Origin of the sequence: Sphaerisporangium siamense (assembly GCF_014205275.1) — a bacterium.
In the GTDB taxonomy this organism is placed as follows: Bacteria; Actinomycetota; Actinomycetes; order Streptosporangiales; family Streptosporangiaceae; genus Sphaerisporangium; species Sphaerisporangium siamense.
On record NZ_JACHND010000001.1, the window covers coordinates 7,425,720 to 7,448,442 of the forward strand.

Annotated in this window: 23 protein-coding genes; 14 read left to right on the top strand and 9 right to left on the bottom strand. The window is 70.2% G+C overall.

What is annotated here, in order from left to right:
- The first annotated feature begins 5 nt into the window (after positions 1–5).
- The 5 genes from BJ982_RS33695 (at position 6) to BJ982_RS33715 (ending at position 4,716) form a co-directional block, all read left to right on the top strand.
- Positions 6–710, top strand: coding sequence for a TetR/AcrR family transcriptional regulator (locus BJ982_RS33695; protein ID WP_184886806.1), 705 nt, complete (start codon positions 6–8; stop codon positions 708–710).
- Positions 711–888: 178 nt separating this feature from the next.
- Positions 889–2,016 carry a protein phosphatase 2C domain-containing protein gene (locus BJ982_RS33700; protein WP_203958974.1) on the top strand — a complete coding sequence of 376 codons (1,128 nt, stop codon included), beginning with the start codon at positions 889–891 and terminating at the stop codon, positions 2,014–2,016.
- Positions 2,013–2,999, top strand: a complete 987-nt coding sequence (locus BJ982_RS33705) for a protein kinase domain-containing protein (protein ID WP_184886808.1) — start codon at positions 2,013–2,015, stop codon at positions 2,997–2,999. Before BJ982_RS33700 ends, BJ982_RS33705 begins: the two co-directional genes overlap by 4 nt.
- A 63-nt stretch (positions 3,000–3,062) precedes the next feature.
- The gene (locus BJ982_RS33710) at positions 3,063–3,770 is read left to right on the top strand and encodes a vWA domain-containing protein (RefSeq protein WP_184886810.1); all 708 of its coding nucleotides are present in this window, start codon (positions 3,063–3,065) and stop codon (positions 3,768–3,770) included.
- 211 nt (positions 3,771–3,981) lie between these two features.
- Complete coding sequence (locus BJ982_RS33715) at positions 3,982–4,716, top strand: hypothetical protein (protein WP_184886812.1); 735 nt, start codon at positions 3,982–3,984, stop codon at positions 4,714–4,716.
- Between the two features lie 38 nt (positions 4,717–4,754).
- Here BJ982_RS33715 and BJ982_RS33720 read toward each other — a convergent pair whose 3' ends face one another.
- The gene (locus BJ982_RS33720) at positions 4,755–5,399 is read right to left on the bottom strand and encodes a TetR/AcrR family transcriptional regulator (RefSeq protein ID WP_184886813.1); all 645 of its coding nucleotides are present in this window, start codon (positions 5,397–5,399) and stop codon (positions 4,755–4,757) included.
- A 152-nt stretch (positions 5,400–5,551) separates the two neighbouring features.
- Here BJ982_RS33720 and BJ982_RS33725 point away from each other — a divergent pair, with 152 nt between their 5' ends.
- The 4 genes from BJ982_RS33725 to BJ982_RS33740 all read left to right on the top strand — a co-directional run bounded on the left by BJ982_RS33725 (position 5,552) and on the right by BJ982_RS33740 (position 9,315).
- The gene (locus BJ982_RS33725; RefSeq protein ID WP_203958975.1) at positions 5,552–6,583 is read left to right on the top strand and encodes a medium chain dehydrogenase/reductase family protein; all 1,032 of its coding nucleotides are present in this window, start codon (positions 5,552–5,554) and stop codon (positions 6,581–6,583) included.
- Positions 6,584–6,669: 86 nt separating this feature from the next.
- Positions 6,670–7,416, top strand: coding sequence for an SAM-dependent methyltransferase (locus BJ982_RS33730; RefSeq protein ID WP_184886817.1), 747 nt, complete (start codon positions 6,670–6,672; stop codon positions 7,414–7,416).
- A 9-nt stretch (positions 7,417–7,425) separates the two neighbouring features.
- Positions 7,426–8,199 carry a class I SAM-dependent methyltransferase gene (locus BJ982_RS33735; protein ID WP_184886819.1) on the top strand — a complete coding sequence of 258 codons (774 nt, stop codon included), beginning with the start codon at positions 7,426–7,428 and terminating at the stop codon, positions 8,197–8,199.
- Between the two features lie 117 nt (positions 8,200–8,316).
- The gene (locus BJ982_RS33740) at positions 8,317–9,315 is read left to right on the top strand and encodes an IS481 family transposase (RefSeq protein WP_184886821.1); all 999 of its coding nucleotides are present in this window, start codon (positions 8,317–8,319) and stop codon (positions 9,313–9,315) included.
- Positions 9,316–9,339: 24 nt separating this feature from the next.
- On the opposite strand, the gene BJ982_RS33745 is transcribed toward BJ982_RS33740, so the two are convergent.
- The gene (locus BJ982_RS33745) at positions 9,340–10,167 is read right to left on the bottom strand and encodes an alpha/beta fold hydrolase (protein WP_184886823.1); all 828 of its coding nucleotides are present in this window, start codon (positions 10,165–10,167) and stop codon (positions 9,340–9,342) included.
- 361 nt (positions 10,168–10,528) lie between these two features.
- Between BJ982_RS33745 and BJ982_RS33750 the strand changes: the two genes are divergently transcribed.
- On the top strand, positions 10,529–11,548 hold the full coding sequence (locus BJ982_RS33750; protein ID WP_184886825.1) for a phage exclusion protein Lit family protein: 1,020 nt from the start codon (positions 10,529–10,531) through the stop codon (positions 11,546–11,548).
- Complete coding sequence (locus BJ982_RS33755; RefSeq protein WP_184886827.1) at positions 11,545–12,114, top strand: hypothetical protein; 570 nt, start codon at positions 11,545–11,547, stop codon at positions 12,112–12,114. Before BJ982_RS33750 ends, BJ982_RS33755 begins: the two co-directional genes overlap by 4 nt.
- A gap of 117 nt (positions 12,115–12,231) precedes the next feature.
- On the opposite strand, the gene BJ982_RS33760 is transcribed toward BJ982_RS33755, so the two are convergent.
- The 4 genes from BJ982_RS33760 to BJ982_RS33775 form a co-directional block, all read right to left on the bottom strand.
- Positions 12,232–12,435, bottom strand: a complete 204-nt coding sequence (locus BJ982_RS33760) for a DUF397 domain-containing protein (RefSeq protein ID WP_184886828.1) — start codon at positions 12,433–12,435, stop codon at positions 12,232–12,234.
- Positions 12,425–13,261 (bottom strand): helix-turn-helix domain-containing protein, encoded by an 837-nt coding sequence (locus tag BJ982_RS33765; protein WP_184886830.1) that lies wholly within the window; start codon positions 13,259–13,261, stop codon positions 12,425–12,427. Before BJ982_RS33765 ends, BJ982_RS33760 begins: the two co-directional genes overlap by 11 nt.
- A 378-nt stretch (positions 13,262–13,639) precedes the next feature.
- Positions 13,640–13,999: a hypothetical protein gene (locus tag BJ982_RS33770; RefSeq protein ID WP_184886832.1), complete on the bottom strand. Its 360-nt coding sequence runs from the start codon at positions 13,997–13,999 to the stop codon at positions 13,640–13,642.
- Between the two features lie 10 nt (positions 14,000–14,009).
- Positions 14,010–15,137: an FAD-dependent oxidoreductase gene (locus tag BJ982_RS33775; RefSeq protein ID WP_184886834.1), complete on the bottom strand. Its 1,128-nt coding sequence runs from the start codon at positions 15,135–15,137 to the stop codon at positions 14,010–14,012.
- A 139-nt stretch (positions 15,138–15,276) separates the two neighbouring features.
- Between BJ982_RS33775 and BJ982_RS33780 the strand changes: the two genes are divergently transcribed.
- Entirely contained in the window at positions 15,277–16,077 is an 801-nt protein-coding gene (locus BJ982_RS33780; RefSeq protein ID WP_184886837.1) for a TetR/AcrR family transcriptional regulator, read from the top strand.
- Here the strand turns inward: BJ982_RS33780 and BJ982_RS33785 are convergent.
- Entirely contained in the window at positions 16,013–17,236 is a 1,224-nt protein-coding gene (locus BJ982_RS33785) for an MFS transporter (protein WP_184886839.1), read from the bottom strand. The genes BJ982_RS33780 and BJ982_RS33785 overlap by 65 nt on opposite strands.
- A gap of 86 nt (positions 17,237–17,322) precedes the next feature.
- On the opposite strand from BJ982_RS33785, the gene BJ982_RS33790 reads away from it, so the two are divergent.
- Positions 17,323–18,261, top strand: coding sequence for a helix-turn-helix domain-containing protein (locus BJ982_RS33790; protein WP_184886841.1), 939 nt, complete (start codon positions 17,323–17,325; stop codon positions 18,259–18,261).
- Positions 18,262–18,361: 100 nt separating this feature from the next.
- The gene (locus BJ982_RS33795) at positions 18,362–19,087 is read left to right on the top strand and encodes an FkbM family methyltransferase (protein ID WP_184886842.1); all 726 of its coding nucleotides are present in this window, start codon (positions 18,362–18,364) and stop codon (positions 19,085–19,087) included.
- On the opposite strand, the gene BJ982_RS33800 is transcribed toward BJ982_RS33795, so the two are convergent.
- Both BJ982_RS33800 and BJ982_RS33805 read right to left on the bottom strand, forming a co-directional pair.
- Complete coding sequence (locus BJ982_RS33800) at positions 19,088–20,011, bottom strand: phosphotransferase enzyme family protein (protein ID WP_184886846.1); 924 nt, start codon at positions 20,009–20,011, stop codon at positions 19,088–19,090. It abuts the gene before it with no gap.
- Positions 20,008–22,539, bottom strand: a complete 2,532-nt coding sequence (locus BJ982_RS33805) for a hypothetical protein (RefSeq protein WP_184886848.1) — start codon at positions 22,537–22,539, stop codon at positions 20,008–20,010. Before BJ982_RS33805 ends, BJ982_RS33800 begins: the two co-directional genes overlap by 4 nt.
- Positions 22,540–22,723 lie beyond the last annotated feature (184 nt).

Genomic DNA, 22,723 nt, shown 5'->3' on the forward strand with positions numbered 1-22,723 from the left:
GAAGGATGAACGCCAGTCGTACCGCGAGGGAGCGGGTCAGGGCCGAGTTGATCGGGGAGATCAAGGAGGCGGCGCGGCGGCAGCTCGCGGTGGAGGGGGCCACGGGGCTGTCGTTGCGGGCCGTGGCGCGGGAGCTCGGCATGGTGTCGTCGGCGATCTATCGCTACTTCCCCAGCAGGGACGAGCTGCTGACCGCGCTGATCATCGAGGCCTTCGACGCGGTGGGCGCGGCGGTCGAGGCGGCGGACGCGGCGTGTCCCAGGGATGCGTATCTGGACCGGTGGATGGCCGCCTGCCGGGCCATCCGAAGCTGGGCGCTGGCCCATCCGCACGAGTACGCGCTGATCCACGGCTCGCCGGTGCCCGGTTACGTCGCCCCGCGGGACACGGCCGCGGCCGCCGCGCGGGACGGCATCGTGATGGCGGCGATCCTGAGCGAGGCGCACAAGGCGGGACGGCTCGCTCCCCGCCCCTCGGAACTCCCGCCTGTGCCGCCCTCCTTCGCCGAGGACGCGGCCGGGCTGCGCGAGGCCCTGTTCTTCGCCCTGCCCGACGACCTCATCATGCAGGCGGTGATGGCCTGGACGTCGATCTACGGCGTGGTCAGCTTCGAGCTGTTCGGCATGTACAACAACGTCATCACCGACACCGCCGCCGCGTTCGACCATCACGCCCTGTGCCAGGCCCGTCTCATGGGCTTCGGGGACTGAGCGAGGAGTCGGCGCCGGGCGGGTGCCCGCGCGCGACAATCGGCGCGGCGAGGGGCTCTCGCGCCATACGATGCGCACACGGGGCGAAAGCATGCGACCCGCCCACCGGCCGGTCGTGAGGCGGGCGCGGGCGGCGGGCTTCGAGGACGAGGCGCGGGCGCGGAACGGAGGAGCGGCGATGGGCGAGCCGGCGACCGAGCACGCCGAGCACGCTGAGGAGGGCTCTGGCCGCGCCGGTCACGCCGATCGGACCGGCCACACCGATCGCGCCGGCCTGTCCCGCACGCAGGTGCCGCGTGATCGGCCGCGTGAGGGGGCCGCCGTCTGGCATCACCGGGGCGACAAGTGGCTGGCGCTCGGGGTGTGGACGGAGCGGCGGGCCGGGCTGGGTGAGGACGCGGACCCGCTGCTGGTGCACCACGGCCCCACCCGCGAGGGCATCGTGGGAGTCTTCGACGGCGCGGGCGGCGCGGGCGCCGCGGTGGTCTGGCGGTCGCGTGACGGGCTTCTCCGGACCGGCGCCTGGGCAGGGTCGCGCATGGCGCGCGCGTGCGTCGAGTCCTGGTTCCTGGACGGCGTCGCGGACGGCACGCCGTTCGAGGCCGAAGAGCTGCGCGGACGGCTCGCGGCGGAGCTGGCCGCGGCCCGTCCCCGCACCACCAGCAAGATCATCAGCTCGATGCGCAGGGACCTGCCGTCCACGATGGCCGCGATCCGCTACAAGGCCGGGAACGGCGGGGTGGAGTGCGAGGCGCTGTGGGCGGGCGACTCCCGGGCGTACGCGCTCACGCCGGGCGCGGGGCTGCGGGCGCTCACCCGCGACCACACCGTCGAGACCGACGCGCTGGAACAGCTCCTGCAGGACCCTCCGCTGACGAACATGCTGTGCGCCGACCGCGCCTTCACCGTCGAGGCCCACCGCACGCCGCTGGACACCCCGTGCGTGCTGGTCTGCGCCACCGACGGCTTCTTCGGGTACGTCGAGACGCCGTCCGACTTCGAGCGCCACCTGCTCGGCACGCTCGCCGAGTCGCGGGACGAGCGCGACTGGGCCGAGCGGCTTGCCGACCGCGTCTCGGGGTACTCGGCGGACGACGCGTCGCTGAGCCTGGCGGCGTTCGGGTTCGCCGGCCTGGACGACCTGAGGGAAGGGTTCGGCCCCCGCCTCCGCGAGCTGGAGGAGGGCTACGCGGGCGCGGAGGACGGCGACCAGGCCGCGCGCACGCGGTGGCGGGAACGTGCCTGGCAGGACTACCGGCGGTGCTACGAGGAGCTCATGCCGCCGCCGCGCGAAGGGACGAGATGAAGTTCGGCGCAGTGATCAGGGGTTACCACGTCGTCAGCGAGCCGACCAACGACGGCGGCGGCAAGTGCGTGTGGGCCTTCGCGGTGCGAGGCGGGCGCGAGTACTTCATCAAGCGCTTCCTGGAGCCGAAGCGGCCCCGCGAGGGGTCCACCGCGTCGGCGGCGAGCAAGGCGCTGCGGCTGCGCGAGTGCGAGGAGTTCGAGCGGCGTCAGCGGGCCATCATGGACCGGCTCTCCTACGACGTGACCGGCGCGGGCAACCTCGTCCTGGCCGCCGACTTCTTCCACGAGGGCACGACGTACTACAAGGTGACCGAGCGCATCGTCCCCTCTCCCCTGGACGAGCCGCACGGCCTCACGCCGCGCGGGAAGTCCGTGCTGTTGAAGACCCTCGGGCTGAGCGTCGGGCTGCTGCACGGCATCGGCGTCGTCCACGGCGACCTGAAGCCGTCCAACGTGCTCATCCAGAAGAAGAACCCGCGCGCCTTCCACACCGCCAAGCTCATCGACTTCGACGACTCCTACATCTCCGGGCGCCCGCCGGGGCGGGAGACCATCACCGGCGACTCGGTGTACGGCGCGCCGGAGTGGCGGCGGTACGTGCAGGGCGACCCGGACTCGCGTCCGGACCACCTGACGACGTCGGTGGACGTCTTCGCGCTCGGGCTCATGGCGCACCGGTACCTGACCGGCGCGATCCCCGGGTTCGACGAGCGGCACGACTCGCCCGCCGACGCCGTGATGGCGGGCGAGGCCCTGCGCATGGACGACCGGCTGGGCGCGCCCGTGCGCGCGCTGCTCTCGGCCATGACGGCCCTGGACCCGGCCGCCCGGCCGCCGGTCTCGGCGTTCCTGGCTACGCTTGGCGATCCGGAGGCGTGCGTGCTGCACGTACGGCCCCCCGAGGGGCCCGGGCCCGCCATGCCCCCTCCCCCGCGGCCGGGCTCGCGCGTGCGCATCAACCTCGGCGACGGCCGTCGCTGACCCCACGGCCCGGCCGGGACGGTCCCGGCGGGCTCGCGAACGATCGGAAGGGACGAACCGGCAATGACAACCGGCCAGCAGCACACCGGGAACCTGCGGTACGCGGTCGACATCGTGCTGTGCATCGACGTGACCGAGAGCATGCGCCCGGTGCTGGACACCGTCAAAGAGAGCGCCCTGTCGTTCCACGAGCGGCTGGAGTCCGTGATGACGCGGGCGGGCAAGGCGATCAGTCAGCTCCGCCTGAGGGTGATCGGCTTCCGCGACTTCGCCGACCGCGCCGACGACGCGATCGAGGAGAGCGACTTCTTCGTCCTTCCCGACCAGGCGCCCGAGTTCGAGAGGTTCGTGCGCCGCCTGGAGGCGACCGGCGGCGGCGACTTCCCCGAGTCCGGGCTGGAGGCCCTCGCGCTGGCCATCAACGCGCCCTGGGAGAAGGGCCTGGACCGGCGGCGTCACGTCATCGTCCTGTTCACCGACGCCCCCGCGCACCCGATCGGCACGCCGGAGGCCATGGCCGCGCACACCTACCCGATGCACATCCCGCGCACCATGGACGAGCTGTTCGAGGAGTGGGGGTACGCGAGCAGCCAGACGGCCGTCATGGAGCACTCGGCGAAGCGGCTCGTCCTGTTCGCCCCCGACACCGAGCCGTGGACCGGCATCACCGACGAGTGGAGCCTCACCATGCAGTTTCCGTCAAAAGCGGGCGAAGGTCTCCAGGACGTCGAAATGGATGAAATCATTAACACCATCGTGCACAGCCTCTGACGCCCGCGCCGCCCGCCCCCGAACCCGAGGACGTACCGTGAGGACGGACGGCGACGCCGAGGGGGGAGAACGGTCCACGCCCTCGACGGGACCGGTCCCCTGAGGGCGAGCGGTAGCGTCCATGAGGACGGAAAGCAGCGCCCCGGAAGACGGCACGCGGGCCGCCGGACGGGGCGTGTTCGGCGGAGTGGGTCGATCGGCAGGGGGTGCCATGGCAGGTACTACATGGCAGTGCGCGGCCTGCGACACCTACAACGACGCGCAGCAGGCCCGCTGCATGGTCTGCGACGAACGCCGCGCCCCCGAACCGCCGTCTCCCGCCGCCGCCCCGCCCGGCGCTCCCCAGGGGAACACCGGTCGTCCCGCGCCCAGCGACGGCCGTACCCAGCCCCGTCCCGGACGACCTCCCGGCTTCCGGGGCGGTCCCGTGCCCCCGGCCGGACCGGTCCGCCCGCCCGCCCCCGGGTACCCCGCACGCCCGGGAGGCTCCCCGTACGGCGGCGCGCCCGGCGGCCGTCCTGTGCCACCACCCGGCATGCCACCGTCCGGCATGCCGCCGCGGCCGGGAACTGTCCCCCCGGGCCGCCCGGGCACGGCCTACCCTCCGTCCGCGGGCCCCACGGGCACCGCTCACCGCCCCGGTCCCGCGGGCGGTGCGGCCGGTCCCACCGGCACGGGGTATCCCCCGTCGGCCGCCTGGCCCTACCCCCTCACGCCCACCGGCCCGGCGAACCCCACCGGCCTGACGGGAGCGCCGTTCCGGCCGCCCGGTCACATGGCGCCGTACGTCCCTCCGGGCACGCCCCTGCGCCCGCCCGGCACCGGCCCCGTGGTCCCCGCCCGCGCCGGCCTGACGTTCGGCGGCTGCCTCGCCATCGGCGCGGCCTGTTTCTTCGGCCTTGTGATCCTCCTCATGGTCCTCGGTCTGCTGGCCAGCCTCTTCTGATCCGGGCGTCCGCATGACCCCGCACCGGCCCGGCGGGGTCAGCGGCCGAGCAGCGTGTCGATTTCGGCGTCGAACAGCAGGGCGGGGTCGAAGCCCATTCCGGTGAAGTGGCCGGCGAGTTCCAGGGACAGGACGCCGTGCAGGCGCGTCCAGCAGGCCAGGGCGAGGCGCAGCGTCTGCGGGGAGACCGGCTTTCCGCCGTCCCAGTGCCGGTGCCCGTCGAGGTGGTCGTCGAAGCCGGTCTTCGCGGCGCCGGTGGACGGGGCCTCGCAGGCGTCGAGCAGGACCGCCATGATCTCGCCGCTGATCGCGGTGATGTCGTCGGGGGCGTGGTAGCCGGGGATGGGCGTGCCGTAGATGAGCAGGTACCGCTGGGGGTCGGCCAGCGCCCAGCGGCGCAGCGCGTGCGCGAGGCCCGGCAGGCCGGCGCCGTCCGCGGCGGCGGCCAGGAAGGCGTCGGCGAGGCTGCGGTAGGCGTCCCTGACCAGCTCGGTGATCAGGTCGTCGCGGCCGGCGAAGTAGCGGTAGAGCGCCGGGCCGCTCATGCCCATCTGCTTGGCGATCGCGTTGAGGGACAGCGCGGACGCCCCGGCCGTGGCGATCTGCTCCCACGCCCGCTCCTTGATCTCCGTACGCACCTGCGTCCGGTACCGCTCACGCGGAGAATCCACGGTCTTCGCCATGCCACCACCTCGCCGTTCGGATGGTTACACCGTATCGCGGACGGTAGCCAATCTAACGAATCTCCCCCGGTCTTCTTGACGGCACGCCCCGGCGCCTGGCAGGGTTATGTTACAAGTTCTAACTAACACAAGAGCATGTAATGGAGGTTCTCATGGCCGGAGAAGAGCGCGTCGAGGTGGTCCTGCCGGGCAAGGTCGAGCCGGACGGGCTCGTGATCCGGCACGTCCCCGTCCCCGTGCCCGGCGCGGGGCAGGTCCTGGTCCGCGTGGAGGCGACCGGGGTGTCGTTCGCCGAGCAGCAGATGCGGCGTGGCCGCTACTACGACCAGCCGCCCTTCCCCTTCGTGCCCGGGTACGACCTGGTCGGCACGGTGGTCGCGACCGGCACGGGCGTCAGGTCCGGCCTGGCCGGCGCACGGGTCGCCGCGCTCACCAAGGTGGGCGCCTGGGCCAGCCACGTGCCGCTGGACGCGGCGGACGTCGTCGAGGTGCCGGACGGCGTCGGCGCCGCCGAGGCGGAGACCGCGGTCGTGAACGGCATCACGGCCTGGCAGATGCTGCACCGCAAGGCGCGGGTCCGCGCCGGGCAGACCATCCTCGTGCACGGCGCCAACGGCGGGGTCGGCATGATGCTCGTCCAGCTGGCCCGCAGCGCGGGCGTACGGGTCATCGGGACGGCGTCCGCGCGCCACCACGACACCCTGCGCGGGCTCGGCGTGACCCCCATCGACTACCGCGCCGGGGACGTCCCCGCCCGGGTGCGGGAGCTGGCGCCCGGCGGCGTGGACGCGGTATTCGACCACGTCGGCGGGCGCAGCGTCCTCGACTCCTGGCGGCTGCTCGCCCCCGGCGGCACCCTCGTCTCCTACGGCAGCGCGTCCACCCGCGACGACACCGGCTCCAAGCAGTGGCCCATCCTGAAGATCCTCGGCCGCACATGGCTGTGGAACGCCCTGCCCAACCGCCGCCGCGCGTACTTCTTCAACGTCTGGGCCGGCCGCGCCCTCGCCAAGGCCCGCTTCCGCGCCCGGCTGCGCGCCGACCTCACCCAGGTCTTCGCGGCCCTGAAGACCGGGGCCATCTCCCCGGCCATCGCCGCCGAACTCCCCCTGTCCCAGGCCGCCGACGCCCTGCGCCTGGCCGAATCCGGCACGGTCACCGGCAAGATCATCCTCACCGCCTGATCCCGTGTTCGGCGGAGCCCCGGGGAGGACCGGCCGCGAGTGGACGGCCTCCGGCTCGGGGTTGCGCGGATTGGGATGATGGGCGGATGGAACGAGATCTGCTCAGCGCCCTCGCGCACCGGGACCATCCGATCGCCGCGCCCGTCTCGGAGGCGAACCTCGATCGGCTGCTGCGGCGGGCCGCGCTGCCGGACGCCGCCCGTGTCCTCGACCTCGGGTGCGGCGAGGGCGAATGGTCGCTGCGGACGCTCGAACTCGTTCCCTCCGCCGTGGCCGACGGCGTCGACATCTCGCCGCACGTCCTCGCCTCCGCCGGGCGGGCGGCGGCCGCGCGAGGGTTGTCCGACCGGCTCACGCTCCACTCCACGCCCGCCGAGCGCTTCTCCGCCCCCGAGCCGTACGACCTCGTGCTGTGCATGGGCGCCACGCACGCCTTCGGCGGCCTCAAGCCGACGATGGACGCGATCGCCCGCCTCGTATGCCCCGGCGGGCTCGCGCTGGTGGGCGAGGGATTCTGGGAACGGCCTCCCACCGCCGAACTGGCCGAGGCCATCGGCGACTACCGCGACCTGGCGGGCACCGTCGAGACGGCCGAGTCCGACGGGTGGCTGACCGTCTACGCCCATGTGAGCACGCTGGAGGAGTGGGACGAGTACGAGTGGTCCTGGACCGGCTCCCTGTCCCGCTGGGCCGCCGAGAACCCCGGCCCCGACGGCGACCAGGCGCTCGCCACCGCGAGAGAACACCGCGACCTGTGGCTCAACGGCTACCGGGCCACCCTCGGCTTCGTCTCCCTGCTCCTGCGACGCGCCCAGGGCCTGAGTGATCAGTAGGCTGCGACGATGGAACGCGTAACCGAGGTGCCCGAGAGCTTCGCCCGGTCCGCGGATCGGGGCCAGGTGAACGACTACGACGCTTTCGCCGAGGCGTACGCGGCGGAGAACGAGAACAACCTCGTGAACGCGTACTACGAGCGGCCCGCGATGCTGGCCCTCGCCGGAGACGTGGCCGGCCGTCGCGTCCTGGACGCCGGTTGCGGCTCGGGCGCCCTGTCCGCCGCGCTACGCGACCGGGGTGCGGTCGTCACCGGCATCGACGCCAGCGCCACGATGCTGGCACTGGCCAGGCGGCGGCTGGGCGACGACGCGGCGCTGCGCGTGGCCGACCTGCGCGACCGCCTGCCGTTCGCCGACGGCGCGTTCGACGACGTGGTCGCGTCGCTGGTGCTGCACTACCTGGAAGACTGGGGGCCGGCGCTGGCCGAGCTGCGGCGCGTGCTCAGGCCCGGCGGCCGGCTGATCGCGTCGGTGGACCACCCGTTCGTGGCCTACACGATCCAGGATCCCCGGCCGGACTACTTCGCCGCGACCAGCTACAGCTTCGAGTGGACGTTCGACGGGCGGTCCGTCCCGATGAGGTTCTGGCGCAGGCCGTTGCACGCGATGACCGAGGCCTTCACCACCGCCGGTTTCCGCCTGGCCGTCATCGGCGAGCCGCAGCCCGACCCGGCCGCCCGCGAGCTGTTCCCCGACGGCTTCCACGACCTTTCGAGCAAACCCGTCTTCCTGTTCTTCGTCGTCGAGGTGCCACCGCCGGCTGCGGGCTCGGACGACTAGCTGTACTGACCACAGAGGTTGGGTACGGGGCGACACGAGCGAATGATCTTGTAATGGGTGAGGGCCTTCGGGTTCGGTGTGGATTGCGACATCTGCACCAAGACCCGAAAGGCCCTCATGCCCCACCGTAACGCCCCCCTGACCGAACTGGGACGCCTTCGCCTGGCCCGGTGCGTCGTCGAGGACGGCTGGCCACTGCGCCGTGCCGCCGAACGCTTCCAGGTCGCGGTGACCACCGCCCGCCGCTGGGCCGAGCGCTACCGCCTGCACGGTGCGGCAGGCATGACCGACCGCTCCAGCCGTCCACGCCACAGCCCTCGGCGTACTCCAACCCGTACCGAGCGGCGCATCATCAAGGTCCGTCTGGCCCGCCGCTGGGGACCGGCCCGCATCGCCTACCTGCTGCGCCTCAACCCCGCCACCGTGCACCGCGTCCTGACCCGCTACCGCCTGGCCCGACTGTCACACCTGGACCGCGCCACGGCCACCCCCATCCGCCGCTACGAGCGCGCCACCCCCGGTGAACTCATCCACGTCGACATCAAAAAGCTCGGCAACATCCCCGACGGCGGCGGCCACAAGATCCACGGCCGGGCGGCAGGCGGCCGCAACAGCTCCGCCCACCGCGACCCGGCCCGGCCACGAACCCGCCACGGCCGCCCCAACCTGGGCTACGGCTACCTGCACAACGCCATCGACGACCACTCCCGCCTGGCCTACACCGAAATCCTGCCCGACGAGACCAAGGAAACCGCCACCGCGTTCTGGCTACGGGCCCAGGCATACTTCACCAGCTGCGGCATCACCGTGCAGCGGGTACTGACCGACAACGGCTCGGCCTACCGCTCCCACCTATGGCGCGACACCCTGACCGCAGCCGGCATCACCCACAAACGCACCCGCCCCTACCGTCCCCAGACCAACGGCAAGGTCGAACGCTACAACCGCACCCTGCTGGACGAATGGGCCTACGCCCACCCCTACCGGTCAGAGACCGAACGCCGCCAAGCACTCCCACAGTGGCTCCACACCTACAATCACCACCGCGGCCACACCGCACTGAACGGCGCACCACCCGCCAGCCGCGTACCCAACCTCACGGGACAGAACACCTAGCCGGTCCCGGATCCGGGACAGGTCCTATTCCTTGGCGAGGGCATCGGCCAGCGTCCCGGCGAACTCGGCGGGCCGGGACCAGTAGCCGGTGTGGTCACCCGGAAAGTCCGCCACGCGCCGTCCCCACCGATCGGCCAGGACAGCACTCGTGCGGTGGCAGAACGACTCGCGTGCCTCGCCCCCGGCCATCACGATCCGTTCCTGCCGAGCGTCCAGCGCGGCCAGGTCGAGGTGGACGCACGGCGCCTGCCGGACCTCGTGCGCGAGGAAGAAGTCGAAGTTGCCCATGACCCGGCGCAGCAGCCCGGCATCGGCGTCGGCCGGTTTCCGCAGGTCGCCCAGTCCCGTGCCCGCGGCGAACGCCTGAATCGCCGGACCGATGCCATCGCGCCGGTAGGTGACGTACACGTCCTCGAAGAAGGTCTGCCACCGGGCGGCGTCCGGGAGCAGCGGTGTCAGGGGCGGCTCGTGGGCGACCAGCCGGGTGACCAGGTCGGGGTGGCCGGCCGCCAGCGCGAGCCCGATGACGGCGCCCGCGCTGCTGCCCAGCACGTGGGCCGGGCCGGTGGCGACGGTCTCCAGCAGGCGCCGGGCGTCCTCGGTGTGCGTCCTGAGCCAGCCGGCGGGGGTCCATCCGTGGGGTGGCGGCTCCTTCAGCGCGCTGCGCGAGAAGCCGCGCCGGTCGTAGCTGATCACGGTGTACCGGTCGGCGAGCAGGCCGGCCAGTGCCTCGTACAGGCCGGCGTCACCGTTGCTGCCGGGAATCAACAGAAGCGCCGGCCCCTGACCGCGAACCTGGTAATAGATATCGGCCCCAGGCAGGTGCAGGTTATCGGTGCGCGGGTCGGGCATCGCGTTCTCCTGACGTTCGAACCTGATCCGACGGCCTGTTCGTGAGCGGAACGCCGTTCTCCGAGGAGGAACGGCGCACCGGAGAACGGCAGAGAAGGAACTCGCAGGTCAGCTGCCACGTTGATTTAACAGTAATAGCCGTTTCGTCGGGATGCGGGGCGGATTTCGGATCGCGCCCGACCGGCGGAAAGAGACCCGTTCCCCATCGCCGCGGGACAGTAGAGTTGAGTGCGGGGGCCAGATCGATCGCCGGATCACGACCGGGCGGGTGGTGAGGTTGCTCTCCGACACAATAAGACTGTTACGAATGCGGTCATGGGTCGCCAGGCGTCGCCGCCTGCCCCCGCGAAACGAAGCCTTGATGGCGCGGTACCGCGAACTGTACGAATCCGCCGGGCAGTTCTTTCTGCCGCATCTCGCCGACGACCTGGACGCGTACCTCACCGCCGCCGCCCCGGCCGGAGGGTCCGACGCGGTACGGCACCTGTACGGACTCCGCTTCTCCTATCCCGACGATCCGCTGGTCACCATGACCGGGCTGCTCGGCCTGAATCCGCCTCCCGACATCCTGATCGGCAGCGTGCCGCGCACGATGCTGTACGACCCGCTGGAGGACGAGCACCGGCCGTTCCTGGTCCCGAACCTGGTCACCTACCAGGTGGACGAGGGCTGCCTGATCATCGGCAGTGCCCAGTTCGTGCGCCTGGTCGACGAGTTCGCGTCGGTCATCTCCTCCACCACCCCGGGCCTGGACGGCCGGCCCGTGTTCAACATCTCTCCCCAGCGCATCATCGACGGGCTCGCCTCGATCGTCAGCGACCGGTGGATGTCGGAGTCCACCCCGCCCACCTTCGGGCACGGCTACCTGCCCGAGGACATCATGGCGAACCCGACGTGGGCCGTCATGAACACCATGGCGTCGCTCGCCTGCTGGTCGTTCCTCGTCCACCACGAGCTCGCGCACATCGAGCTCGGGCATCTCGCCGGCGCCGCGTCGCCCGCCGACGCCGGCTGGTCGGCCGCCCAGGAACTCGCCGCCGACGAGTGGGCGTTGAGGCGGTGCGTCGAACCGTTCCTCTCCTACATGAAGGCGCCGCTCTTCGTGCGGGGAGCGGCCCACGGCACGGCCGGTTTCTGCATCGGCACCGTGCTCAAACTGATCGGGCTCCTGGCGACCCTCGACGCCAGAAGGCCCTCGGGCTCGCACACCCACCCGGAACCGCAGGCGCGGACCGAGGCGGCGGAGCGGGTGATGGCGGAGGAGGCCTACCGGCTGTCGTCCCCCGACGGCCTGGCCACCGCTCTGTTCGGCGCCGCCTCGGCGTTCCACCACATGATCGGCGACCGCCTGCCGGACCTCGACCGAGGAGATCACGCGTGATCGACGACCCCGTCCCCGCGACGTCCGCCGTCCCGTTCGACGGCGCCTCGCTGAAGGAGGTGAGCGACGAGGCGGTGGCCGCGTTCCTGGGAGCCGGGCACGACTCGCGCCAGGTCATCGAGTTCCGGCACGTCGGCAACACCGTGGTCGTGCACAGCAGGTCGTGGAAGAACGTCGTCTACAACTTCCGCAAGGACGTGCAGGCCGTGCTCGGCGCCGCCGGCATGGTCACCGCTCCCTTCTTCACCGAGCCCGTCACCGGCGTGGTCATCACCGGAGTGCTCGCCTGTCTCAACTGCTGGCACCTGCTCGCCTCGACCCGCAAGATAGAACTCGCCGAGCCGCACGCCCTGCTGGTCTCCCGGCTCTCGGTCGCCCGGCTGGCCGGACAGGACGGCAACCCCGCCGTGCTGCGCTACCTGACCGCCGAGTTCCAGGCCAAGGGATGGGACCTCGACAGCGTCATCGACGACCTCCAGTCCATGCGAATCCTCGCCGCCGACCGCGACCGGCAGCGCCTCGTCCTACGCGACCGCATCCTGATCACCCGCCGCCCCACCCCCTGAATCACCCCCGCGCCCCCGGCGCGCTCCGCCCAACCTGACCCGGCGACCAGTGCGTGACCGGACGCCGTTCTCCGAGGAGAAATCGCGACGCTCGGAGAACGGCGGAAGCGGACCTCGTCAGGCCTCGAACCGTCCGGAGCGCACGCCGTTCAGGAACGCCGACCACGCGCCCGGCGCGACGACCAGCGCAGGACCTGCCGGGTCCTTGCTGTCACGCACCGCGAGAACACCCGGCAGATTCGACGCGACTTCCACGCAGTTACCCGTGTCCGCACTGAAAGAGCTCTTGCGCCAACGGGCACCCCGCAGGTCAGCGGTCACGTTGATTCACCACTCTCTCTAGAAGTTTGACCGACTGCTTAAACGGTAAGGCTTCCGCCCTTATCGCGTCATACCGTGCCGTGAGCGCCGCGATGGTCTGTGGCTCGTCCACCGTGCGCCCATGCGGTTGCGCCTCCATGTAGGCGGCATATGGCCAACCGACGCGTTCGGCGACGATGAACCCACCTGCAAGCCCACAGTGCGCCTCGGTCTCATAAGGCACGACCTGTATGGTCACCATAGGGTGCTGCGCGATCTCGATCAGGTACTTCACCTGCTCCCGCATCACTTCCGCCCCACCAATGGAGCGATGCAGCACGGCCTCGTCCACGATGACGCTGATCATCGGAGGCTTTTCGCGACCGAGAATCGCCTGTCGCCGCATCCGTTGCGTAAGGCGTTCGTCCAGCTCTTCCCCAGAGGTGCCGGGTGAGGTCGCCAGGATCGCGCGGGCGTACGCCTGCGTCTGGAGCAGGCCGGGCACGAGCATCGGTTCCCAGTTGTGCAGCGCCGTGGCCTCCTCCTCCACTTCGAGCCACGGCCTGAAGTATTCGGGAGCCGTCCGCCACGTCGTGGCGGCGTACAGCCTGACCATGATGCCGTCGAGCGCCAGGGCCCGATCGCACAGCTCGGCGAATCGCTCGGTCGGCCGGCGTTTGGTCAGCTCGATCAGGTTGACCATGGAGTCCGAATAGCCGGTGAGCCACCCGAGCCTCTTCTGCGAGAGCCCGGCCGCCTGCCGGTAGCGTCGTAATTCGTAGGCGAAGAGGGCGCGCGGCGATTCACGTGGATCTATCTCTCTGCCGGAAGACAATTGCCCCTCCATTTCTCAGAAGCGGACATTTATGCACGATTTACAGAGTCCCACTGACAAAACCCCTAGGGCTGCCGTGGCGGAAATCCGCTGCCGATCGTAACCCGAGGTCACCGAGCCAGGAGTGCGAATTCGTCAAGACGCGAAACCCGCCGGCGACCGAAGCAGGGCGATATTTGTTCCGCGCGCTTCGCGTTGCTCCGCTGGAGCGTCGCCCGGTTCTGGGGTGGGCCAACGGCGAACGGCGTCCTTACAAATTCCGACGCCGTCATGTATTCCGTACCGCATTCCAGCCCTCAGAGACGCCGGGAAAAGCCCCCACCATGGCCTACAGCACTGACAAGACCCATGTTGATGTTGTCGACGTCATCGGTGGCCACGGCAGAGGGATCAGCTCACCCCTCCCACGCTGGCTTTGCCGTCCCGTGCCGCCGCCGCGTAGAACGGCCCGAGGCCCTCGAACCCCTCATAGGCGTCGCCTTCCGGGTCCCGCTGGGCGGGGTCGAAGCCCCATCCCTCGCCCATCAAACCTTTCGCGACCGCGGCGACCTGGGCGGGGTCGAGGACGAACGCCGGGCCGTAGCCGAACTCGTATCCCTCGATGTCGTTCTCGCCGATCTCACCGATCGCCGCCGATCGCCGCCGATCGCCGCCGATCGCCGCCGATCGCCGCCGATCGCCTCGATCAGATCGGGCTTCGCCCGCACGGACTCCAGCAGCTCGCCATCGATCTTCGCGAGGTTCAGCCACATCGACATGGTCACGAATGGTGCTCGGTGAACATCTCGATCAGGCCGTCGGGGACGTCGTCGCCGAACAGGTGCTCGCGGATGTGGGCGTCGTCGGTGGCGGCTTCGACGCTGCGGATGAACATGGCCTGTTCGTATTCGGCGAGGGCGGCCTCGACATCGCCGGGGTGCGCGGCGAGGGCCTTGCCGAGTTCGGCGCCGTCGTACATGGCCAGGTTGGCGCCTTCGCCGTTCGGGGCCGCGAGGTGGGCGGCGTCGCCGACCAAGGTCACCCCGGGCACCCGATCCCACCGGTGCTCGATCGGCAGCGCGTAGTGGGGGCGCAGCACCGGCGGGGTGTCGCCGTCGGTGATCAGCGCGGTGAGCTCCGGGGCCCAGCCGTCGAACTCCCGCGCGATCCGCGCGGCGGCCGCGGCTGCGTCGGTGAAGTCGATGGCGGCGAACCAGTCCAGCGGCTTGGTGAGCACCACGTACGTGTGCAGGGTGTCGCCGCTCTCCCGGTGCGCGTGGATCTCCTTGTCCTGCGCGGGCGCCATGAGCGACCCGCCGCCGACCGCTTTCGCGGCGGCGGGGTGCCGGGTGTCGGCGTCGAACAGGTAGGTCTCGACGAACGACGCGCCGGTGTACTCGGGTGTGGCGGTGGACAGCAGCGGCCGGACCCGTGACCACGCGCCGTCCGCGCCGACCAGCAGGCTCGTAGTGACGGTGGCGCCGTCGGCGAAGATCACCTCGTGGCGGCCGTCGCCGAGGGCACGGGCGCCACCGGCCTTGCGCCCCCACCGGACGGTGCCGGCCGGGAGCGATTCGAGCAGGATCCGTCGCAGCTCGGCACGCTGGACCTCGGGGCGTCCGCCCGTGCCGTCGTCGGCTTTCTCGAACAGGACGGTCCCGTCCGGGTTCAGGATGCGCATCGCCTGGCGGCCCTCCAGGACGAGGCCACGGAACTCGTCCATCAGGCCGGCCGCCTCGACGGCGAGTTGCCCGTTGTAGTCGTGGATGTCGAGCATCCCGCCCTGCGTGCGCGCCGCCGGGGACGGCTCCGCCTCATAGACCGTGGACGGGATGCCGTGGACGTGCAGCACGCGGGCCAGCGTGAGCCCGCCCAGTCCGGCGCCGATGATCGTGACGGGAGTGCGCATGGTGGCTCCTTCGCGATCGAGGCCGCCCGGCGAGATCCGGCACGGCCTGTCTGGGCGTCGTTCCCCCGTTGGAACAGCGCTCCACTATGGAACAGTGCTCCATGTTGGAACGACGCTCCAGATATGTCAAGATGGCGGCATGGCCACGCGAACGCGCCAGTCACAGCGGCGCACAGACGCGCTCTCCCGTGAGCGCATCGTCGAGGCCGCCGTCGAGCTGCTCGACGCGGCCGGCGAGACCGGGCTGACGGTCCGGGCGCTGACCGAGCGCCTCGCCACCGGACCCGGGACGATCTACTGGCATGTGGGGAACAGGGGCGGGCTGCTCGACGCCGCGACCGACGCCGTCGTCGCCGCCGCTCTGGCCACCGAGCCCGCGGGAGCTCCGGACACGCCCCAGGACGAGATCCGCGCCGTCGCGCTCGGCCTGTTCGACGCGATCGCCGCACACCCGTGGCTCGCCACGCAGCTCGCCACGCAACTCTCCCGCAGCCCCTGGGGAGCGGTGACGCCGCGGATCTTCGAAAGCATCGGCCGGCGGGTCCAGGCCCTGGGCGTGCCCGAGGGCCACTGGTTCACGGCGACCTCGGCGCTGGTGCACTACATCCTCGGCGCCGCCGGCCAGAACGCCGCCAACGCCCGCGTCCTCGGGTCCGAAGCGGACCGCGCCGAGTTCCTCGACGCCGCGTCGAAGGCATGGGAAGAGCTCGATCCCGACGACTACCCGTTCATCCGGGCCGTCGCGGACCAGGTGCGCGAGCACGACGACCGCGAGCAGTTCCTCGGCGGGATCGATCTCATCCTGACCGGCGTCACCACCCTCCACCTGCCCGCCCACGACCCCGGCGAGCCAGGGCGCCGGCCGTCCCCGGAGATCAGGCCCGGCGCAGCCGGCGGATCGGGGACGTCAGCAGCAGGGCCGCGCAGACCGCGAAGCTGACGCCGGCGGAGACCAGCAACAGGTCCCGGGGGGCGACAATCTCCGAGACCGGTCCCACCAGTGCCTGCCCGACGGCTATCCCGGACACCGATCCGGCGACCTCGTAGGCGGTGACCCGGTTGAGGACGTCGGGGGCGACCTGGGTCTGGACGCTCGTCGCCCACATCACCGACCAGAACGCCACGGCCATCCCGCCCAGCACGTGACCCGCCATCAGCACCGGCAGCGGCAGTTCCAGCGCCACCGTCAGCGGCATGAACCCGAACCCGAAGATGGCCGCGCCACCGGCGGCGAGCGGCCGTGACGGCCGGAGCCTGATCGCGATCAGCCCGCCGATGACCGTGCCGGAGCCGAGGCCGGCCATCACCCAGCCGTAGGCGGCGTCGCCGAGGCGGTCGCCGATCAGGCGCGAGCCCAGCGGGATGTAGGGGCCGAAGACCAGGACGCCGAAGAACACCCAGATGAGGATCACCGACCACATCCAGCTCCGGGAGCGGAACTCCAGCCAGCCGCGGCGCAGGTCCACCAAGACCGTCGAGCGCATTTTGGCCCCGGCGGCCGGAGCCAGCCGGATGAGGGCCAGGCACAGGCCGCTGAGCAGGAACGTTCCCGCGTCGACCGCGTAAACCGCGCCCGCGCCGGTCAGCGTCATCAGTACGCCCGCGAGGACGGGCCCGCCGAGCTGGGTGGCCGCGTCGGCGATCTTCAACGTGCCGTTGGCGCCCTGCGGGTCCTTGGCGACGAGGGGGACCATGCCGTTCACGCCGGGCTGGAACATCGCGGTCGCCGTACCGGCCAGGAACGAGGCGGACAGCAGCAGCCACAGCGGCGGGGCGCCGGTGAAGAAGGCGATCGCCACCGCGGTCTGGGTGACGATCCGGACGATGTCCGCGCCGACCATCATGGTCCGGGCGCCCAACCGGTCGGCGAACACTCCGCCGAACGGGATGAAGAGCACGACCGGCGCGGTGTAGATGGCCAGCACGTAGCCGACGCCGGCCACCCCGTGAATCGCGCCGACGGCCAGCGCGGTCGCGACGGGCATCATCGCGTCACCGAGCAACGACACCGCTCTGGCGCCGAAATACAGGACGAAGTCCCTGGTCCAGAGCCTGGCCGGTGCGGTGAGGGGTCGTTCGCACTCGGAAAGTGCGGTCATTTCCTGAACTCCATGACCATCTACTCTGGACATCCGATAAGCCCGGCACAGGTGTCCACAATGACATCATTAGGTACATTCATGCCATGAAGCACCGCGTGGTCGCCCTGCTCAGTTCACTCCAGGAGATGTATCCGGTGACCAGCGCCTCCGCGGTCTTCGGCTACCACGGCCCGGACATCCCCGAGCACTACGACTTCACGCTCTGCGCCGAACACCCGGGGCCGATCCGGACCACCATGGGCGTCGACATCATCGTCGAGCGCGGGCTGGAGGCCCTCGCCGAGGCCGACACCCTTCTCATCGCCGGCTGGAGCTCGCCGGTCACGGTCTCCCCCGGCCTCGGCGCCGAGGTCGCCGCGGCCCACGCCCGCGGCATGCGGATCATGGCCATCGCCTGCGGGATCTACGTCCCGGCGAGCCTCGGCCTCCTGGACGGCCGTACCGCCGCCGCCCACTGGGAACTGACCGCCGATCTCGCCGTACGCTTCCCCCGCATCCGGCCCGACGCGTCCGTGCTCTACGTGGACCACGGCGACGTGGCGACGGCCGGCGCCACCGCCACGACCATCGACCTCTGCCTCAACCAGGTCAGGCGCGAGCACGGCGCCGCCCTGGCGATGCGCATCGGCCGCCAGTTGTCGGCCGCCCCGCACCGCGAAGGCTGCCAGCGCCAGTACCCCGAACTGCCCACCACCGGCCCCGTGCCCGACTCGCTCGCCCCGCTGCTGGACTGGATCACCGCCAACCTGGACCGGCCGCTGACGGTCGAGGACATGGCGACCCGTTCCGGGCTGTCCTGCCGTACCTTCAGCCGTCACTTCACCGACCAGCTCGGCATCTCCCCCGGCCGCTGGCTACTCGACCGCCGCCTGGCCCGCGCCCGCGCCCTCCTGGAGGAGACCGACCTCTCCGTAGAGACCATCGCCCAACGCGTCGGCCTGTCCTCCGCGGTGAACCTCCGCCGCCGCTTCCACAACGCCCTGAACACCACCCCCGCCGCCTACCGCCGCTCCTTCCGCTGAACGGCACCCCCATTGCGTCTCCCCACCTTTGAGGGGCGAACCCCGTCGGTCCGGGAATGCATACAGGGTGACGAATCGAAGTGAGGAGCGGTTCCAGCTGGTGGCGTACGGACAGAACGCCGAGGACGTCGTACTGATGCGGGCGTTCGCGCACCGACGGAACGGATTCTTCGTGGATGTCGGGGCCGGTGAGCCGGTCCGTGGGTCATTGACGAAGAACCTGGTCGACCGGCTGGGGTGGCAGGGGGTCAACATCGAACCGCTGCCCGAACGGTTCGAACGGCTGCGACGCGAGCGGCCGACCCAGGTGAACCTCCAGGTCGCGATCGACAGCGAGCCGGGAACTGCGACGTTCTACCGCATCCTCCCCGAAGGGCAACCCGTGGACATGCTGGGGTTGAGCACACTCCAAGCGGCGATCGCCGAACAACACGCCCGACGCGGCGCCCGTGTGGAAGAACTGGAGGTCAGCGTGGAGACACTGGAGTCGGTGCTGGCCACGCACGCGACCCCAGGGTTCGATCTCCTGAAGGTGGATGTGGAAGGCCGGGAGGCGGCGGTGCTGGCGTCAGCGGATCTCGCCTTCTGGCGGCCCCGGGTAGTGGTGGCCGAAGCGACCGTACCGGGATCGCCGGAGCCGAACCACCAGGAATGGGAACCGTGGCTACTCGCGGCTGGATACGTGCTCGCGCTGTTCGACGGGCTGAACCGCTTCTACACGCGTGCCGACGAGCCCGAGTTGCTGGCCCGGCTATCGGTACCGGCGAACGTATGGGACCGATGGATCCCCTGGGCCTGTGCGCGGCGCGGGGGACTGGAACCCTGATCAGCCTGGGCCCGCCACTGGTGCGATCAGAGACAGCAGGTCAGGAGCGTTCATGGACAGCCAATTCGCGAGCCATCGCGCATCCTTGATCTGCCCCTCGGCCCGGACGTCGATCAGCCTGCGCAGGACCATGAGAGGCAACAGAGCGTCCAGCGCCTCCTGCTCGACCGCGGCGGTACCGTACCCCTCCAGCAGCCACTGTGGATGAGCGCCGTGTGGCAAGTCGACGGCAAGGCACCAGGCCAGGTCGAGCATGGGCGGCCCGACCTCCACCGCACCGGGGTCGAAGAAGGCCCGCAGTTCGTCGCCTTCGAACAGGGCGTTGTGGCCGAGGGCCACGTCTCCATGGATGGCCGTCATCGGCTGCCCCGTGCACACCTGGTCGAATAGTCGGGAGAGGCTCGGGTAGGCATGCGGAACAAGGGTTCGTGCAGAGCCGAGCATCACCCCGAGGGCGCCGGGGTCGTCCAGGCGTAACCCTCCCTGATCCCCGGCGTCGTGCCAGCGGCGGATCTGCTCACCCATCTGACGCTGCCGAGCAGGTGTGGGATGGTCACCAGGGAAGCCATCGACCCGTTCCAGGACGAGCCACCAGACGGCCCCGGACGCGGTCTCGAGCGTGCCCGCGTCCAGCAGCGCGGGAACCGAAACTCCCGCATATTCCCGCATCGACTCCATCCGCAGGGCGGTCTCGAACCGTTCATGGAGCCGATGCTGCACTTTGACGATCGTCCGGTGGCCGTAGACCACTGTCGCCTCGAGGTCGTGCCGGTCGCCGAAACCGTCGAATGCCGGACTCTTCAGCGCTGTGGCTCTGGCTTCGGCGACCTCGTTCGGTGGGACCCTGCCGGTGGAGACGATGCCTCGTCTATCGCCAACGTCCAACCGGCCACATGTGGAAGGCGAACTCCGCACCACGTTCATGCTTCGTCTCCCGGCCGCAACCGACGCAGTGGCCGCAACCACCTTTCCTGGGTTGTTCCAGGAAGATCCAGCCATCCTATGCCTGTGAAGTCGTACAGTTCCGGCTGTTCGGTCCAGAGGGCGGTGACGGCTGCCCACGCGGGCAGGAAGGGTTCCTCGACACTCGCCGCCTCGGCGAGGCGGCGAGTGAGATCCCGCGCCTGCTCGTCGCGGCCTCGCGCGATGAGCTGGATGACCTCGACCACGTCGATGGGTAGGAGTTCGGCGGTGGCGCCAACGGTTTCGAAGGTACGGCGGGCCGCGCCGAGGAGGTATTCGGCGCTGTCCCACTCACCCCGCATGGCGTGGGCCATGGACGCGGCCATGTCGCACTGGGCCAGTCCCACGACCTCGCCAAGCGACTGGTTGAGTTCACGGGCCTCCGGAACGATCTGCAGAGTGCGGTCGGGGGCGAACCACATGGAAGCGAGGGCCAGGTGGCGCGCGGCTCGCGCGGCCCAGAGCGGCGCGTCCGCCTGCCGGGCTTGGGCCAGCACCTCCGTGAAGAGTTCCGCAGCCTCCGGGAAACGGGCATTGTGGAGATGCACGTGCCCCAGCAGGTCTTGGGCACCGATACTTTGCAGCCGCGTTGCCGCCGACCAGCCCTCGATCCGCTTCACGACGTCGGTGTAGCGACTGCGGCGGAAGGCATTGCCCGCCAGATCGAACCGGGCTGCGACACCGATCGGCGTGCGCGCCTCGGCGACCACCGTGAAGTGACGGTCAGAGTCCGGCAACGCTCCAGTGAACTGGGCGAGGTCACCGAGCGCGAAGTGAAAGTAGTCGGCGTACGGGCTGGCGTCGATGTCCTCGACTGCGGCTCTCATCGCCGCGTAGCGTTGCGTGGCCTCCTGTCCTGCCTGGGCGCTCAGCCTGGCCACTGCGGTGAGTTCAGCCAGCACGGGTGACGTGCCCTCCGTCAGTTCCGGCAGGGACGCCAGTACCTGCCAGTGCCCCAGGTAGCGGAGTGTGTAGGCCATCTGGCCCAGGCTGGGAGGCAGGACACCGTGCTCGGCCGCGCCGTACAGGGCTAAAAGGAAGGCGGCGACGGTACGGCGGCTGTGGTCGGCGGGGCTAAGATCGGCCGGCGAGTCGTCGCTCCAGATGGAGAGCGTGAAACCGGTCAGATACTCGATGGCCTGAGACACCCGGGCCTGCCGTTCCCGGACGGTCCACCCGTCCAAGGTGTGCGCGTCACAGGCGGTGACACCGCGGCGAAAATTCCCATGCAGGCGGCAAGGCGGCCACACGGTCGGGTCGTAGCGCACGAACCTTCGGGTGAGGAAGTCCTCGATGCGCCTACCGCGTGCCTCGGGCAGGATCGCGGCCAGCAACCGGTCGTCGAATGCTTCCAGCAACGCCGCCGCACGCAGCAGATCTCTGTCCTCCGGCGACAGGTCTCGCATCATCCGCAGGACCAACTCCGGGAACGGCTCGCCGAACACTTCCGGAGCAGGCGTCTCCCCTCGGACCATGTAGCGCTCGAACAACCCCGCCGACAGTTCAAGGTACAGCGGGGAGCCTCCCGAACCGGCGACGATGCGCTCTCGCAGAGGACGTCCGATGGCAGGTGCGTCGTCAACGGTCAGCCGCTCGCGCAGGAAACGGTCGGCATCCTGCGACTCGAGACCGTCGACAGGGAACTGATCAGGCTGATCGTCGGTGTCGGCCATGCCCGGCCACCGGCGTGCCCCTCCGTAGGTCAGTCCGACGCTACGCACCGGATCATGCCATTGCAACGGGCGTCGGCTTCCGACGAGGAAGAACACGTTCGGCATCAAATAGGCCATCCGGGCAACCAGGTCCTCCAGGCCGCCCCGCTCGGATGGCAGCGATTGCACGTTCTCGAACGTGTCCAGGACGCAGAGCGCCAGTACCGGCCTCCTCTGGCGTATCCGTTCAAGGTCCGCACCAAGCAGAATCGGCAGGTAGCCGAGCATCTTGTCCGGGTCGGCTTCCCGGAGGATCGGATCGAACGCCGGCAGGCCGCGGCGAAGTCGCTTGAGGGTGACCGACTGCCGTGCGGAGGTGCCGACCACATCGAGAACCCTGTAGGCCACCGAGACGGCGCCAAGACCGGCGAACAGGCCGTCGACGCTGGAGGCGACCTGCTCTGATAGGCGCAGCGAGTCGGCGACCGCGCCAATCGACGATGACCTGTCCAGGAAGCGGACCAGGGACTCACCGGGGTGCTTACGCTCCCAGTACGCCGAGAGCGCGATGTCGAACGCCGGCCACGGTTTGCCCAGCCGTCCGAGCGCAGCACGTACCCGCAACATGACGGTCTCGAAGCTCTGGCTCGACAGGTCGGCAAAGTCGATCACAGCGACCGCGCAGTCCTCCGGCATACCATCGAGATCGCGGTTCTGCGCGAGCCCCGCGAGGTGGCGGATCAGCGTGGACTTTCCGATCCCGCCTTCCCCGCTCAACACCATCACGTTGTGGGCAGGACGCTGGAAGTTCATCACTTCCGTGGTGGGCCACTCCATGGCCAGATGACCAACAACCCGTTCCTGAAATGCCCGAATGTACCCCTCACGGTTAGTAAAAACCCTATTCGCCTTAAACGGAACCTCAGGCCCGAGTGCGAAGAAATTGTCAAGGTCCACCCACACAGGGGATCATTCGAAAGGCGAGAAAGTAAAGGTAGGTCGCAAAAGACCAGGCTCCTTC

What these genes read in the sequence shown, in the direction of transcription:
- BJ982_RS33740 (WP_184886821.1), top strand. Translation starts at nt 8,317, where the DNA reads ATGCCCCACCGTAACGCCCCCCTGACCGAACTGGGACGCCTTCGCCTG.
- BJ982_RS33720 (WP_184886813.1), bottom strand. Translation starts at nt 5,399, where the DNA reads ATGGCGAAGACCGTGGATTCTCCGCGTGAGCGGTACCGGACGCAGGTG.
- BJ982_RS33785 (WP_184886839.1), bottom strand. Translation starts at nt 17,236, where the DNA reads ATGACCGCACTTTCCGAGTGCGAACGACCCCTCACCGCACCGGCCAGG.
- BJ982_RS33700 (WP_203958974.1), top strand. Translation starts at nt 889, where the DNA reads ATGGGCGAGCCGGCGACCGAGCACGCCGAGCACGCTGAGGAGGGCTCT.
- BJ982_RS33715 (WP_184886812.1), top strand. Translation starts at nt 3,982, where the DNA reads ATGGCAGGTACTACATGGCAGTGCGCGGCCTGCGACACCTACAACGAC.
- BJ982_RS33790 (WP_184886841.1), top strand. Translation starts at nt 17,323, where the DNA reads ATGAAGCACCGCGTGGTCGCCCTGCTCAGTTCACTCCAGGAGATGTAT.
- BJ982_RS33735 (WP_184886819.1), top strand. Translation starts at nt 7,426, where the DNA reads ATGGAACGCGTAACCGAGGTGCCCGAGAGCTTCGCCCGGTCCGCGGAT.
- BJ982_RS33750 (WP_184886825.1), top strand. Translation starts at nt 10,529, where the DNA reads ATGGCGCGGTACCGCGAACTGTACGAATCCGCCGGGCAGTTCTTTCTG.
- BJ982_RS33805 (WP_184886848.1), bottom strand. Translation starts at nt 22,539, where the DNA reads ATGGAGTGGCCCACCACGGAAGTGATGAACTTCCAGCGTCCTGCCCAC.
- BJ982_RS33745 (WP_184886823.1), bottom strand. Translation starts at nt 10,167, where the DNA reads ATGCCCGACCCGCGCACCGATAACCTGCACCTGCCTGGGGCCGATATC.
- BJ982_RS33780 (WP_184886837.1), top strand. Translation starts at nt 15,277, where the DNA reads ATGGCCACGCGAACGCGCCAGTCACAGCGGCGCACAGACGCGCTCTCC.
- BJ982_RS33695 (WP_184886806.1), top strand. Translation starts at nt 6, where the DNA reads ATGAACGCCAGTCGTACCGCGAGGGAGCGGGTCAGGGCCGAGTTGATC.
- BJ982_RS33730 (WP_184886817.1), top strand. Translation starts at nt 6,670, where the DNA reads ATGGAACGAGATCTGCTCAGCGCCCTCGCGCACCGGGACCATCCGATC.
- BJ982_RS33710 (WP_184886810.1), top strand. Translation starts at nt 3,063, where the DNA reads ATGACAACCGGCCAGCAGCACACCGGGAACCTGCGGTACGCGGTCGAC.
- BJ982_RS33765 (WP_184886830.1), bottom strand. Translation starts at nt 13,261, where the DNA reads ATGGAGGGGCAATTGTCTTCCGGCAGAGAGATAGATCCACGTGAATCG.
- BJ982_RS33800 (WP_184886846.1), bottom strand. Translation starts at nt 20,011, where the DNA reads ATGAACGTGGTGCGGAGTTCGCCTTCCACATGTGGCCGGTTGGACGTT.
- BJ982_RS33725 (WP_203958975.1), top strand. Translation starts at nt 5,552, where the DNA reads ATGGCCGGAGAAGAGCGCGTCGAGGTGGTCCTGCCGGGCAAGGTCGAG.
- BJ982_RS33775 (WP_184886834.1), bottom strand. Translation starts at nt 15,137, where the DNA reads ATGCGCACTCCCGTCACGATCATCGGCGCCGGACTGGGCGGGCTCACG.
- BJ982_RS33705 (WP_184886808.1), top strand. Translation starts at nt 2,013, where the DNA reads ATGAAGTTCGGCGCAGTGATCAGGGGTTACCACGTCGTCAGCGAGCCG.